Genomic DNA, 15,073 nt, shown 5'->3' with positions numbered 1-15,073 from the left:
AATAATGGCAAAAAAGAAGAGGAGTTTACATATGGATACGGTAACATTAGCAAGAGCATTTTTTGGTTCTTCATTAGCATTCCACATTATCTTTGCAACACTTGGCGTTGGACTTTCATTGATGATTTTTATAAGCGAAATACTCTATCACTGGAAGAAAGACTCCGACTATGCCATTATGGCGAAAAGATGGACAAAGGCGTTTGCTATTCTTCTCGGTGTAGCAATTCCAACTGGAACAATTGTCGGTGTGCAAATCTCACTTCTTTGGCCTGGTTTTGCCAAAATTGTTGGGCAAGTTATTTCTGTTCCCTTCCAAATTGAGATTTTTGCCTTCTTTTTGGAGGCTTTATTCATGTCGATTTACGTATATGCAGCCGATAAACTTCCTCCATTTATGAGATTAATCTCGCTATTTTTCGTCATGCTTGGTGCCACGGCATCCGCCGTTCTTATTACATCAGCAAATACATGGATGAATACACCAGCAGGATTTTCAATGAATCCAGATGGATCTGTTTTTAACGTTGATCCTTGGAAAGCTTTCTTTAATCCGAGTTTTGGCACAAGTGCATTCCATGTCGTTATTACGGCTTATGCAACTGGTGCGGCTGTCATTGCTTCTATCGCTGGATTTAAATTATTGAAGAAAAATTTAAGTACACGTGAAATTGCTTATCATAAAAAGGGGCTACTATTAGGGCTTGTCGTGACATTTATTACAGGCGCTACGATGTGGCTTTCAGGGCACGAATCGGCAATCGCCCTACATAAACACTCACCTGAAAAACTTGCATCTGCTGAAGCTTTATTTGAAACGACATCACACGCACCGCTATCCATTGGCGGGATTGTGGATCCTAATACGCTTGAACTAAACTATGCACTTGAAATTCCAAACATGCTTAGCTTATTAGTGGGACTAGACCCTAGCACTGTCGTAAAAGGTCTAAATGAATTCCCACAAGAAACATGGCCACCATTTTATACACATACACTGTTCAACTTAATGGTCGGCACTGCTGCGTTTACCTTTGCAGTTGCAGCAATTGCTCTCTTATATTGGTACTTCGTTTACCGAAAAAAGGGGACAGAACTACCGAAGTGGCTACTTTGGGGGGCTGCCGCATGCGGACCAATTATGATGCTCGGTATTGAATTCGGATGGATTTTCAGTTGTAGCGGTCGTCAGCCATGGACAATTTATGGTATGCAACGTACAGTCGATGCTTCTACTCGCGCTGATTTCGTCGGTCCTTTATTTGTTTTATTCATCATTTTATATATTGGACTCGCTATTTTAACAGTCTTTGTTCTACGGACATTCTTTAGAAGACATCCATTAAAGAATGATTTACAACACCAAGGAGGCGATTCTCGTGCATGAGGAAAGTATTGCAATCATCATCTTATGGGCCCTTATTTTCGTATACAGTATATTAGGGTCCATCGATTTTGGAGCTGGTTTTTGGGGCATGGTATACGCAAAACATCCAACGCTCGCTGCCAAACTTGCCAATCGGTACTTATCACCAACTTGGGAATTAACAAATACGTTTCTCGTTTTCGTCGTTGTCGCATTTCTCGGCTTCTTTCCGAAAGCGGCCTTTACTCTTGCAACCGTTATGTTCGTACCAGTTATGTTAATTTTAGTACTCGTTGCAGTACGTAGTACATTTATGGTATTTGCTTACTCCTTGCCAAAATATCAGTACCTTCTTCGGGTTATTTCAGGTATTACTGGTCTCTTAATTCCAGCACTATTAATTACCGTTTTACCCGTTACAGAGGGAGCGTATATTACAATGTCTGAAGGAAGAGAAGTACTCCTGTATGGAAAACTTCTTTCTAGCCCGGTTATCTATTGTTATATGCTCTTCGGACTAACGTCTGAACTATTTCTCTCCTCTCTCTTTCTTGCTGATTTTGCGAGAGAGCAAGGTTCAGAAGATGCATACAAACTTTATAGAAGGAATGCCATCATACTTGGCCCTGCAACACTTGTTACGGCGATTATCGCTCTCGTTGTAATGGATCCAGAAACACATTGGCTTATGCAAGGATTAATAAAGCAATTCCCATGGTTTACAGTTTCTATTGTTCTATTCGTTATCGGATACTCGTCCCTTTGGTGGACAAACAAGAAGTATAACACACTAGGATTCCCTCGCATTGCTGTTTTAGCTGTCGTCGCTCAATATGCATTTGCAAGCTATGCTTACGGGGTCGCGCATTTACCGTATATTATTTACCCTGACGTAACTGTATTTACAAGCTTTACAACGAAAGAAACGTTCTATGCACTGCTCATTCTATACGCAATTGGGATTGCAATTTTATTACCAGGATTTATTTTCTTCTGGAATTTATTCTTGAAGGATCGTACTTTTTTGAAGGAAAAATAATATAGCCTTGGAGTCTGTTCCAAAAGGTATTTTGGGATAGACTCCTCTTGTTATATTTTGTCGTTAAGTCGATATATTTTAAAAATTTCCGATATAAATCTCATTTCCTACCTTACTGCCCAATCAATTTATAGACTCCTATCACAATAGTTATTTCACTACTAGTGACACTTGTCCTTTAGCATGAAAAACACATATTCGCTTCATCTCGTTATACGTCTAGTTCTTCTTATTTTTTGCTGAATATACTACCAATATAAACTTGAGACAAGCTACATCTGTTTAAGGGAAAATAGAAAGGTAGGCAAAATATGAGCATTGAAATATGGATTACTATTATTGTATTCTTCTTAACAATGATTGTTATCTTTTGGCGGCCTCGAGGTTTAAATGAGGCGTGGCCAGCAGCAATCGGTGCTGGCATTATCCTAATTACTGGACTTGTGTCAAAACCAGACGTCATAGATATTGTTAGTAAAATAGGAGGAGCCTCCATAACAATATTAGCGACTATTGTTATGGCAGTTATATTAGAAAGCTTCGGCTTCTTCCATTGGTCCGCAGCGAAACTAGCAAATTTAGCAAAAGGGTCCGGTCACCGTTTATACTGGTATATTCAATTACTATGTTTTCTTATGACTCTTTTATTTAATAACGACGGCAGTATTTTAATTACAACTCCAATTTTAATTCTTCTTCTAAAAAACCTTCAATTAAAACCACATCAACAAATTCCTTATTTATTAAGTGGCGCTTTAATCGCTACTGCGTCTAGTGCACCAATTGGTGTAAGTAATATCGTAAACTTAATTGCATTAAATATCGTTAATATGACTCTTTATATGCATACTGCTATGATGTTTGTACCTGCAACATTAGGCTTATTATTTATGTCATGGCTCATGTATACAGTTTTGAAGAAAAAACTTCCGAAAAAATTACCTGTTTCTTCATATGATATTGAAGAAATTTTTTTCACGAAAAACTTCCATCCACTAAAAGGAAATAATTCTGTTGATACGAAACAAAAACGGACAAGATTCATGTTAAAAGTATTAGGTTTTGTCTTCCTTATGCGCTGTCTTCTATTCGTTGCATCCTTCTTATCCATACCAATTGAAATCGTTGCGGTACTCGGTTCACTCGTTCTTCTCATTTGGAGATGGGACTACTTACGAACAAATCCTGTCGACATTTTGAAAAAGACACCGTGGCACATTTTAATTTTCGCCTTCTCTATGTACGTCATTATTTACGGACTCCACAACGCAGGATTAACAGCTGCACTTGTACAATGGCTCGAGCCAGTTGTGAATCAGCATCTACTCTATGCTAGCTTTGCGATGGGCGGACTTGTATCCATCCTCTCTAACGTCTTCAATAACCATCCTGCCCTTATGATTGGTACGATCACATTAACAGAAATGGGACTAGATCCAGTCACATTAAAAACAATCTATCTCGCAAACATCATTGGTAGTGACATCGGTTCACTATTACTACCAATTGGTACGCTAGCTTCACTCATTTGGATGTATATTCTGAAACAAAACAAAATTAAAGTAAAATGGAAAGACTATTTAAGTGTATCCCTTATCGTTATCCCGCTCACAACAGTCGTCACACTATTCCTCTTATTCTACTGGGTACACCTCTTCTTTGCCTTATAAAGTGAAACTTTAATCAGTGGGGGTTTTGTTCATCCCCCACTGATTATTAGCCCTAACCAATCGGGCTTTTACGGGCAGCCCGACCCCCACCTAACTTCTTTGCTTCCGCTGAATTTTGAGGTGGGGGTCTTACTGCCCACAAATAGCGGGATAAACAACAGAATCCCCATTTGCTACCGTCTTAGCAAATGGGGATTCTTCTATAATAAAGTTAGGTACTACAGTGTGATCAATCAAGTAAAGAGGTGTAACGTGTTATTGATATAAATGACTACCAGCTTCTTTAAATTCTTCTGCTTTCTCTTTCATTCCTTTTTCAATTGCTTCTGTCGTTTCTAAATCATTTTCTTTTGCATATTCACGAATATCATGTGAAATTCTCATACTACAAAACTTCGGTCCACACATTGAACAGAAGTGAGCTGTCTTTGCCCCTTCTGCAGGCAACGTTTCATCGTGATATTCCATCGCACGTTCAGGATCTAAAGATAGATTAAATTGATCGCGCCAACGGAATTCGAAGCGTGCTTTTGAAAGTGCATCATCACGCTGATGAGCCGTTTTATGTCCTTTCGCAAGATCAGCCGCATGCGCTGCAATTTTGTACGTAATAACACCCGTGCGTACATCATCTTTATTCGGTAAACCTAAATGTTCTTTCGGCGTTACATAACAAAGCATCGCCGTTCCAAACCAACCGATCATCGCAGCTCCAATCGCCGATGTAATATGGTCATAACCTGGTGCAATATCTGTCGTTAGTGGCCCAAGTGTGTAAAACGGCGCGCCCTGACAAATATCAAGCTCTTTCTCCATATTCTCTTTAATTAAGTGCATCGGTACGTGTCCAGGTCCTTCGATCATAACTTGCACATCATGTTTCCAAGCAATTTTGGTTAATTCACCAAGTGTTTCAAGCTCAGAAAACTGTGCTTCATCATTTGCATCTGCAATAGACCCTGGACGTAATCCATCTCCAAGAGAGAACGAAACATCGTACTGTTTCATAATTTCACAAATCTCTTCAAAATGAGTATATAGGAAGTTTTCTTTATGATGGAATAAACACCACTGCGCCATAATCGAACCACCGCGTGAAACGATACCTGTCGTACGCTTTGCCGTGATTGGAATGTAACGAAGCAATACACCAGCGTGAATCGTAAAGTAATCAACGCCTTGCTCCGCCTGCTCAATTAACGTATCACGATATACTTCCCACGTTAAATCTTCTGCAATTCCGTTTACTTTTTCCAGCGCTTGATAGATCGGTACAGTTCCAACTGGTACAGGCGCGTTACGAATAATCCACTCACGCGTCGTATGAATATTTTTACCTGTAGATAAATCCATAATCGTATCTGCACCCCAGCGAGTAGCCCACGTCATCTTCTCTACTTCTTCTGCAATAGAAGAAGATACAGCAGAGTTTCCGATATTTGCATTGACCTTCACATGGAAGTTACGCCCGATAATCATCGGTTCAGCTTCTGGATGATTAATATTCGCTGGTAAAATAGCGCGGCCTTCTGCGATTTCCTTACGAACAAACTCCGGCTCTACCCCTTCACGAATCGCAACATACTCCATCTCAGACGTAATAATGCCATTACGTGCATAGTGCATTTGCGTAACATTTGCACCTTGCTTTGCTCTAAGCGGCTTACGATCCATTTGCGGGAAAACAGGTGTATGTTTCGAAGCCACTTTCACACCGTCATCCTCTGGTTTTACTTCACGCCCTTCGTATGCTTCTACATCACCACGCCCCATAATCCAGGAGTGGCGCGGCGTTGGAATGCCTTTTTCCAGCTCGACCTTATACGCAGGATCTGTATAAGGACCGCTCGTATCATACACACGGATTGGTGGATTTGGGACGCCATTCGTTTCGCTTTGTTCAATCTCACGCATCGGCACTTTCATACCTTCTCGTGGTCCATCCACATATACTTTCTTACTCCCTGGTAAACTCGATTTCAATTCAATTTGCTCAGCTGAAACAGATTGTTTCATAAATTTTGTTGCCCCCCTGTTCGTGACAAGGACAAGATATGGCCAGCGCATGCCAAAATAAAAAGAGCCAGGTCCATAAAAAAATAAGGACCTGGCTCATAAAGACATCATTATGTAAAGCCGTTAACTTCCCTACGCTGGTACGAGCCAGATCAGGTCCAAAGGGTTAAGAAGTTCACGCGCTTCTCTCTCAGCCTACGCATACGTTAGGCACCCCTAGTTTATCACTGATTTAATTTTCAATACTTTCCCATCATACACTATAATCTGAAAAATTCAAAGTTTATTTCTTTTGTTTTTTATGGAATCATCCACGTTAAATAATATGCCTGTACATACGTCATAATACCAACAATAATTACGAAGAATAAACTATGCTTCACTGTAAAACGGAACAAATCCGATTCTTTTCCAGCAAGACCAACTGCTGCACAAGCGATGGCAATCGACTGCGGGGAAATCATTTTACCTGTTACACCGCCTGTTGTATTTGCTGCAACGAGAAGCACTTCAGATACGCCGACTTGCTGCGCTGTAATGGCTTGTAAATTCGAGAACAGTGCATTCGCAGACGTATCAGACCCTGTTAAGAATACGCCAATCCAGCCTAAGAATGGTGAGAAGAACGGGAATAGTCCGCCTGTTCCAGCTAATGCTAACGCTAACGTAGAAGATAGGCCAGAATAGTTTGCGATAAATGCAAACCCTAGTACAAATCCGATAGATAGAATTGGCATTTTTAATTCGTTTAACGTTTCTTTAAATGTCACTACTGCATCTTTTACATTCATTTTCAAAATAAACATGGAAATGATACAAGCAATTAAAATCGCTGTTCCAGTTGCCGATAATACATCAAACTTTAGAATTGCCTCGTAAGGCGTTGGTTTATTTACAATTGGCTCTGCTTTCATTACTAGATTATGCAGACCTGGAATTTCAAACTTAAATACAAGACTTTCTAAAGCCCCTCCTGGAGCAAATAATGCCTTAAAGAAATTTTGGCTCCAAATGACTACCATAACCGTTAATACGATAAATGGGGACCATGCCTTCACTACTTTTCCAAACGTTAATTTCGGCATCGATGCTGCTGTCGTTGTTGCTGCTACCTCATTATTTGCTTGCCCGGATTGATAAATTTCTTTCGGCTGCCAAACTTTTAAGAACAGTGCTAAACTCACTAAACTTACAAGTGCTGACGTAATATCCGGAAGTTCCGGTCCTAAGAACGTCGCTGTAATGAACTGCGTAATCGCAAATGAACTACCTGCTACAAGTAACGCAGGCCACGTTTGTCTTACCCCTTTAAATCCATCCATTAAAAATACGATAAAGAATGGAACAAATAATGATAGGAACGGTAATTGATGCCCAGCCATTTGTCCAATTTTATGTGGATCAATACCTGTTACTTGTCCAGCAACTGTAATCGGAATTCCCATCGCTCCGAACGCCACTGGTGCAGTATTTGCAATTAAACAAAGACCTGCTGCGTATAAAGGATTTAACCCAAGACCAGCAAGAAGCGCTGCTGTAATCGCTACTGGCGCTCCAAACCCTGCCGCTCCTTCTAAAAATGCTCCGAATGAAAATCCAATTAAAATAACGAGTAAACGATGATCGTTCGTAATCGATAATACCGATGCACGAATCACATCGAATTGACCTGTTTTTACAGAAATTTTATATAAAAATACCGACATAATGATAATCCAAGCAATTGGCCATAACCCGTACAAAAAACCGTACCCGGTTGCTGCCATTGCCATCGTGAACGGCATTTTATAAGCGAATAATGCTACTAAAACTGTAAGTACAACTGTAATAAATCCTGCCACATACCCCTTCATGCGAAAAACCGCTAAAGCTAAGAAAAAAAAGATAATCGGAATAAGTGCTACCGCTGCTGAAATCCAAATATTACCGAACGGATCATAAACTTGTGTCCATGTGTTCATTGTCCTCTCCCCCTAAAGAATCCCCTTTTAAATAAATACAATCTTATCAATAGACTATCAGGTCATCATACCTTTAAGCCTAAAAATAAAAAACGTTTAAGAAAACGTTTTCAACAACTTCCATTTATACTGTACCATAACAATTTCCATTAAAAAAGATTTTTTTGAAAATTTTATCATTTAACAAAAAAATCTTACAAAATCGTCATGTTCTTGTAATGTTCATCGATAGAAAGCTTACCTAAATTATTGCATAATAATAGTATAACAACAGACATTATTCATGAGGTGATATATATGAACGGAAATAAAATATTAGCTGCGTTATCATACTTTAGTGTACTATTTGCCCCTATCTTATTCCCCATTATCGTTTGGATTGTAGGAGACGCTGAAACAAAGCCACACGCAAAACGTGCTCTATGGACACACATCATTCCAAGTATCGCTACATTTATCGGCTTAACCATTTTAGGAATTATGGGCATAGGATCTGACCAACCAGATGTAACACTTGGAATTGGAGCAATGATTGTCTTAGCTATTTGCGGAATCATCAGCTTATACTACTTCATCTGGAACATTGTAAAAGGAATTAAAGTACTGAAAGCTTAATTTTAAACAAACGTTTGTTTAAAAAAGGACCCTTGCAAATTGCAAGGGTCCTTTTCCCGATTAGTTACTTTATCTTCTGCGTTTCTTCTTTTTTCTCATCATTTTCTTTCGGCGCGTATTCACCTTATCCGCTATAATGTGGAGCGTACTTGCCACAACAATTCCCATTAAGAACGTTACAATTTCAACCTCATGTTTCTTCGCAATTTCTATTAAATTACCATCCAGTGCGATTACATTTAATAGGAATAAAAATGGAGAAAAGACGATTAACATGTACGCAATACGAATCACATCACCAAGTATAATCGTATGCGTAAAGAAAGATCGATGTGGCATTACTTTCTTATAAGGATACCAAAATATACGTAAGAAACCCCATTTGTTATAAGCATTACTGTACGTATCTAAATCTGGTGTTAAAAATGAAGTACCTACTAAAAAACCAATTGCAAAAGTTAATAAAAAATCAAAATTTGTTAATCCATACGAAAAGAGCAAAAACAAAACAACCGGAAGGGATATTAAGTTTATTTTCGTATGCGTTCTTCCTGATGGCATAATGCACTTCCTCGCTTACGTTCGTCCTGTCACCTTATGACAGATTTCACCTATTGACCTAATTTCTGATCGATAAATGTTGTGTCTATATCCGAACCAAACCATTCTGCCAACTTCACTCGTGCCTTATCTTTCACATCTTCATTGACGTATAACGACACCTGTATTAGTGCGGCCGTTAACGCCCCTAAATCATCCGTATAGCCAATTCCAGCAATGAAATCTGGAATCGCATCAATCGGTGCAATAAAATAAGCAAGTGCTCCAATTACAATAATTTTCACTCGTTTTGGAACATCGGGTCTTTGCAAAACGTAAAACAGTAATAAACTTGTATAAATGACCGACTGCCCTGCTTGCTTTGCAACATGTTTTACTTTCTTCCAAAACGCTTCAACTGAAAATTTTTGTTTCATGTAAAAGCCTCCCTATTTTTAAAAAGAAATAAGCTACAATATGTTATCAGTAAAAGTTCATGGAAATTACACAAAACCTATCAATGAACTTTCATTGTAACAAACAAACCAAAAAAGAACAAGTGTTCGTTAATTTTTACACGATTTCCTTCATATAATAGATTTCTAGATAACCCTTATCCATCTTCGTTTCTTATTTCTCAACAAAGAAATTTTCACTTCCACTTAACATTCTGCTCTATCTTTGTTATATTTTCTAGTTGACGGACATATAAACGAATGTTAAAGTTTTCTCTGGTAGTGACAAATCTTATACAAAAAATGTAAAATGTTATAGTGTTTCTCAGAAATGAATTTTGTTGTATAATACAGAAATGACGTTATGCTTATGAGCAACAAAAGAAACCAAAAGGGTATGCATAGTTATAGTCGTATATGGGTGAATATAGAACCTTTAATTATGGCCAAGAAAACTATGTATTTTTTATTTTAGCATTTTTCGCTCCAAAATCGACCAAGCCTGATAGAGAAAGGGTGGAAATGAATGAAAGAAACCTTGAAATCGCAATTTCAAAATGTGCGTTTCACTGTATTCGTAGCTTTAGCCTTATGGCTGAAAACTTACATTATTACACGCACAAGCTTTGATTTAAAACTTGAATCTTTCATGCAAGAATTCATTTTATTCCTTAGCCCATTAGCAGCATCATTACTGCTTGTTGGTCTTGCATTATTTGCAAAAGGGAAAAAACGTAACTATATAGCACTTGGAATTAACTTTGTCTTAACAATCGTTCTTGTTGGTAACGTAATGTTCTACGGATTCTACAATGACTTCGTTACTTTACCAGTACTCGGACAAACATCTAACTTCGGAAGTTTAGGTTCTAGTGTGAAAGAATTATTTAACTACAAAATTATTCTTGCATTCGCAGACATTATCGTATTCTTCGTTCTATTGAAGAAAATGAAAAACTTTGCACCTACAGAGCGTGTAGCACGCCCGATGCGTTCTCTATACTTCGTATCAACAGTTGCTATTTTCTTCGCAAACTTAGGACTTGCAGAAGCTGAACGCCCAGAACTATTAACACGTTCATTCGACCGCGTTATGCTTGTTAAAAACTTAGGATTATATGTACACCAAGTATACGATCTTGGCTTACAAGCGAAATCAAGTTCACAAAAAGCATTCGCTGACGGTAGTAAATTACAAGAAACAGAAAACTACGTGAAAACAACACAAAGTAAACCAGATCCAAATATGTTCGGTACTGCAAAAGGGAAAAACGTAATTGTTGTCTCTCTTGAGTCATTACAAACATTCTTAATTGGCGCAACAGTTAACGGACAAGAAGTTACACCGTTCTTAAACCAATTTACGAAAGAAAGTTATTACTTTGATAACTTCTTCCATCAAACTGGGCAAGGTAAAACATCTGATGCTGAATTCCTAGTAGATACTTCTTTATATCCACTAGACCGCGGTGCTGTATTCTTCACACACGGTAACAATGAATATACAGCAACTCCAGAAATTTTACGTCAGCAAGGGTATCACACGTCGGTATTCCACGCAAACAACGCAACATTCTGGAACCGTAACATTATGTATCCAGCACTTGGTTATGATCGTTACTACAACGAGCTTGATTACAAGATTACGCCGGAAACAAAATTAAACTGGGGATTAAAAGATATCGAATACTTCGATCAATCTATTGATATGTTGAAAGAAGTGAAGCAACCATTCTATACTCGCTTCCTTACTTTAACGAATCATTACCCATTCACTTACGATGACAGTACAAAATTAATCGACGAATATAATTCTGGTGATGGAGTATTTGACCGTTACATGGTAACTGCTCGTTACTTAGACGAAGCAATGAAACACTTTATTGAGCGTCTAAAAGCAGAAGGTATTTACGACAACTCAGTAATCGTATTCTACGGTGACCACTACGGTATTTCTGAAAACCATAACCGTGCAATGGCACAGTTCTTAGGAAAAGAAGAAATCACTGCATTTGACCATATGAACTTACAAAAAACACCGATGTTTATTCACGTTCCAGGTCAAAAAGAAGGTAAAACAATTTCGAAACCAACTGGTGAAATTGATATTAAACCAACTATTCTAAACTTACTTGGTGTAGATTCTACAAATGACGTTCGATTCGGTCATGATGTATTCTCACCTGATAATAAAGGATTTGTTGTTCTTCGTGACGGTAGCTTCATTACAGATAAATACATGTACACAAACAGTACATTCTACGACCGTGCTACTGGCGAAGTTGTACAATTACCGAAAGAAGAATCTCAACCACTAATTGATCGTGCCCAAAATGAATTGCACATGTCTGATAAAATCATTGAAGGTGACTTACTTCGCTTCTCTGAAAGTAATAAGATCAAAACTGGTGAAGTAAAAACAGCTATTAAAGAAGAAAAGAAGAGCGCTGAGTAATCTCAGCCTCTTTTTTTATTTTCTTCCATACAACTGCTTATATTCATTAACTTTAAAATTACATAACCTTTACCAAATATTCACATAGGGTTAATGAAGAATCTCTATAATAAAATATGTAAACAAGGTTCTACATATTTCTTACCTCTCATCTTTCGTAAGATCCCTTAAAGAAATGTGTAAATCTCTTGTTTCTACTTTCTTATAATTGTCTTTCAACATGTTTTGTTTCCATACACAAAGCATTCAACGAGACAATGTCCCTATGAAAGATAGCTACCCTCCTTGTGCAGCATTCCATAAGAATGTTGCTTTTTTTTATTTAAAAGCAGGATTCTCATTTCTTATTTTCGAATTTGTATATACAAAATGCTGTAAAGTGAAACTTTAATCAGCCCGTTAATGCGGGGGAAATCGTCCTTACTTCTCTATGATTTACAAATACATATACGGTCATATATAGAGAATTGCTTACATAAAAATTACTATAGTGATTTTTATCTCGCATGAATGAAAGTTTCACGTTATTTACGTACTTACGAAAGGATGGGACGGAAATTGGCATACGAAAAATTTGTACTTTGGAATGATGAAGTTATTGATACAACAAAACAACAAACGTACATAGAACTTGAAGAAAGAGGTTTGCAATTCGGAGATGGTGTCTACGAGGTTATTCGCCTATATAAAGGGAACTTTCACTTATTAGATCCGCACATAACAAGATTATATCGATCCATGGAAGAAGTAGAATTATCGCTCCCTTTCTCAAAAGCTGAACTCATCACTTTACTTTACAAATTAATTGAACGAAACCATTTCCACGAAGATGGCACAATTTATTTGCAAGTATCTCGCGGTGTACAAGCTCGCACACATGTATTTTCATATGACACCCCTCCGACAATTTATGCCTATATTACAAAAAAAGAAAGACCAGCATTATGGATTGAATATGGTATACGCGCTATATCAGAACCCGATACTCGATGGCTACGCTGTGACATTAAATCATTAAATTTATTACCAAACGTACTAGCTGCTACGAAAGCTGAACGTAAAGGCTGTAAAGAGGCACTTCTCATAAGGAATGGTATCGTAACGGAAGGAAGCCATTCCAACTTCTTTTTAATTAAAAACAGAACTCTTTACACACATCCAGCCAATCACCTTATTCTAAATGGCATTATTCGTCAATATGTCCTTTCTTTAGCGAATACTCTTCACATTCCTGTACAGGAAGAACTTTTCAGCGTTCGTGACGTTTATCAAGCAGATGAATGCTTTTTTACAGGCACAACGATTGAAATTTTACCAATGACCCACCTTGATGGAACCGCGATTCAAGATGGGCAAGTTGGGCCTATCACCAAAAAACTGCAAAAATCTTTTAATCAAATCTTGTTACAATCCAATATGGCATCTTCTTAAACACGAATAATTTCTGTCCTTTCATATTCAATATATACATTTAAATGGAAATCAAGGTGTAAATTTATGCCTTGATTTTTTTTTGTAATCTTTTTGTCATATTCAGATTCCTACATAAGTCTTGACAGTAATCGACATGCTCTTTAGAATTTTTAACAGTTGGTAAATATTTCTTCACTACATTACAGACAGAAAGGAATCGACAAATTATGAAAAAGTATCTTGCCGGTCTTGCGGCAGTGTCTGTAGCAGGAGGAGCAGCACCTACACTTGATAGTGTTCAAGCTGCACCTGAACAAAATACACAAAAAGCTGCTACAACTGTCCAAGCTTCTGCATCAAACGACTCATCTTATAAGGTAAACGCGAGCGTATTACATGTTCGTGCGGGATCAAGCACTTCTCACGACATCATCTCACGCGTTTATAACGGTCAATCACTAAACGTGATTGGCGAAGAAAATGGTTGGTTCAAAATTAACATTAACGGAAAAACAGGCTTTGTTAGTGGCGAATTTGTATCAAAAAGTGGAGCAACAAACAACAATGTAAGCACAGGCGGAAACAATAAAGTTACTGCTGATGTATTACGTGTACGTACAGCTCCTAACACTTCTAGTTCTGTTTCTGGACGTGTATATGCAGGACAAACATTAAACGTAATTGGACAAGAAAATGGTTGGGTGAAAATTAACCATAATGGACAAGTAGGTTATGTAAGTGGCGAATTCGTATCTGGCGTTTCTTCTAATGCGGGTTCTTCAAACAACAATACGAATAATAACAATAACAACCAAGAAGTAAAACCAGCAAGCGGAAACTATACAGTAAATGTATCTTCCCTTCGTGTTCGTACAGGTCCTAGTACTTCTCACACAACTGTAGGTTCTGTTACAAAAGGACAAGTAGTACAAGTTGTTGGCGAAGTTCAAGATTGGTTCAAAATCAATTACGCAGGACAAACTGCTTATATAAGCAAAGACTACGTAACAAAAGGCGGTTCTAACGAAAACGTTACAGAAGGCAACAAACAAGAGCAAAACAATAATAATGGAACTATTCAAACTGGCGGTTCTTACGTGGTTAACGCTACATCTTTACGTGTTCGTACAGGCCCTGCCGCTTACCATAGTGTAATTGGTGGTGTTTTAAACGGTACAACATTAAACGTAGTTGGATCTGAAAACGGTTGGTTTAAAGTAAATTACCAAGGAAAAACAGGCTTTGTTAGTAGCGAATTTGTAAAATTCGTTAAAGGTGGTACTACTACTCCTGAGCAACCAAAACAACCTGAAAAACCTAACCAAGGTGCAATTGGCGACTACTACATTAATGCTTCTGCACTAAATGTACGTAGCGGCGAAGGTACAAATTATAGAATCATAGGTGCACTTCCACAAGGACAGAAGGTTCAAGTAATCTCTGAAAACTCTGGATGGAGCAAAATTAACTACAACGGTCAAACTGGTTATATCGGAACACGTTACCTATCTAAAACACCAGTTGGAGGCGCAGTAGATAATAA

11 protein-coding genes and 1 riboswitch are annotated in these 15,073 nt (G+C 38.0%); of the genes, 7 read left to right on the top strand and 4 right to left on the bottom strand.

Annotation, left to right across the window (positions count from 1 at the left end; all coding sequences use genetic code 11):
* The first annotated feature begins 31 nt into the window (after positions 1-31).
* The 3 genes from cydA to MR167_RS07350 all read left to right on the top strand — a co-directional run bounded on the left by cydA (position 32) and on the right by MR167_RS07350 (position 4,075).
* Positions 32-1,387, top strand: a complete 1,356-nt coding sequence (cydA, locus tag MR167_RS07360) for a cytochrome ubiquinol oxidase subunit I (protein WP_000381974.1) — start codon at positions 32-34, stop codon at positions 1,385-1,387.
* Positions 1,380-2,405, top strand: a complete 1,026-nt coding sequence (locus tag MR167_RS07355) for a cytochrome d ubiquinol oxidase subunit II (protein WP_242314278.1) — start codon at positions 1,380-1,382, stop codon at positions 2,403-2,405. The genes cydA and MR167_RS07355 overlap by 8 nt, the downstream gene beginning before the upstream one ends.
* Before the next feature lie 311 nt (positions 2,406-2,716).
* Positions 2,717-4,075 carry an arsenic transporter gene (locus MR167_RS07350; RefSeq protein WP_242314276.1) on the top strand — a complete coding sequence of 453 codons (1,359 nt, stop codon included), beginning with the start codon at positions 2,717-2,719 and terminating at the stop codon, positions 4,073-4,075.
* A 255-nt stretch (positions 4,076-4,330) separates the two neighbouring features.
* Here the strand turns inward: MR167_RS07350 and thiC are convergent, their stop codons facing one another.
* The gene (thiC, locus tag MR167_RS07345) at positions 4,331-6,091 is read right to left on the bottom strand and encodes a phosphomethylpyrimidine synthase ThiC (RefSeq protein ID WP_000814477.1); all 1,761 of its coding nucleotides are present in this window, start codon (positions 6,089-6,091) and stop codon (positions 4,331-4,333) included.
* A 112-nt stretch (positions 6,092-6,203) separates the two neighbouring features.
* Positions 6,204-6,319, bottom strand: a riboswitch (TPP riboswitch).
* A 71-nt stretch (positions 6,320-6,390) separates the two neighbouring features.
* Positions 6,391-8,052 (bottom strand): L-lactate permease, encoded by a 1,662-nt coding sequence (lldP, locus tag MR167_RS07340; protein ID WP_001099345.1) that lies wholly within the window; start codon positions 8,050-8,052, stop codon positions 6,391-6,393.
* A 297-nt stretch (positions 8,053-8,349) separates the two neighbouring features.
* Here lldP and MR167_RS07335 point away from each other — a divergent pair, with 297 nt between their 5' ends.
* Entirely contained in the window at positions 8,350-8,667 is a 318-nt protein-coding gene (locus MR167_RS07335; RefSeq protein WP_001014091.1) for a magnetosome magnetite crystal formation protein family, read from the top strand.
* A gap of 69 nt (positions 8,668-8,736) precedes the next feature.
* Here MR167_RS07335 and MR167_RS07330 read toward each other — a convergent pair whose 3' ends face one another.
* Together MR167_RS07330 and MR167_RS07325 are read right to left on the bottom strand one after the other, a co-directional pair.
* Entirely contained in the window at positions 8,737-9,228 is a 492-nt protein-coding gene (locus tag MR167_RS07330) for a metal-binding protein (protein ID WP_001139059.1), read from the bottom strand.
* A 50-nt stretch (positions 9,229-9,278) separates the two neighbouring features.
* Complete coding sequence (locus tag MR167_RS07325; RefSeq protein WP_000810378.1) at positions 9,279-9,644, bottom strand: YkvA family protein; 366 nt, start codon at positions 9,642-9,644, stop codon at positions 9,279-9,281.
* A gap of 544 nt (positions 9,645-10,188) precedes the next feature.
* On the opposite strand from MR167_RS07325, the gene MR167_RS07320 reads away from it, so the two are divergent.
* From MR167_RS07320 to MR167_RS07310, 3 genes are all read left to right on the top strand, one after another.
* Positions 10,189-12,117, top strand: a complete 1,929-nt coding sequence (locus MR167_RS07320) for an LTA synthase family protein (protein ID WP_000665344.1) — start codon at positions 10,189-10,191, stop codon at positions 12,115-12,117.
* A 546-nt stretch (positions 12,118-12,663) separates the two neighbouring features.
* Positions 12,664-13,548: a D-amino-acid transaminase gene (locus MR167_RS07315; RefSeq protein ID WP_079997269.1), complete on the top strand. Its 885-nt coding sequence runs from the start codon at positions 12,664-12,666 to the stop codon at positions 13,546-13,548.
* Between the two features lie 209 nt (positions 13,549-13,757).
* Positions 13,758-15,073, top strand: a 1,316-nt coding sequence (locus tag MR167_RS07310; protein ID WP_242314274.1) for an SH3 domain-containing protein, incomplete at its 3' end; no start/stop codon positions are given.

Origin of the sequence: Bacillus cereus group sp. BfR-BA-01355, from assembly GCF_022663675.1 — a bacterium.
GTDB lineage: Bacteria > Bacillota > Bacilli > Bacillales > Bacillaceae_G > Bacillus_A > Bacillus_A thuringiensis_S.
This window is presented reverse-complemented; position numbering and strand designations above follow the sequence as displayed.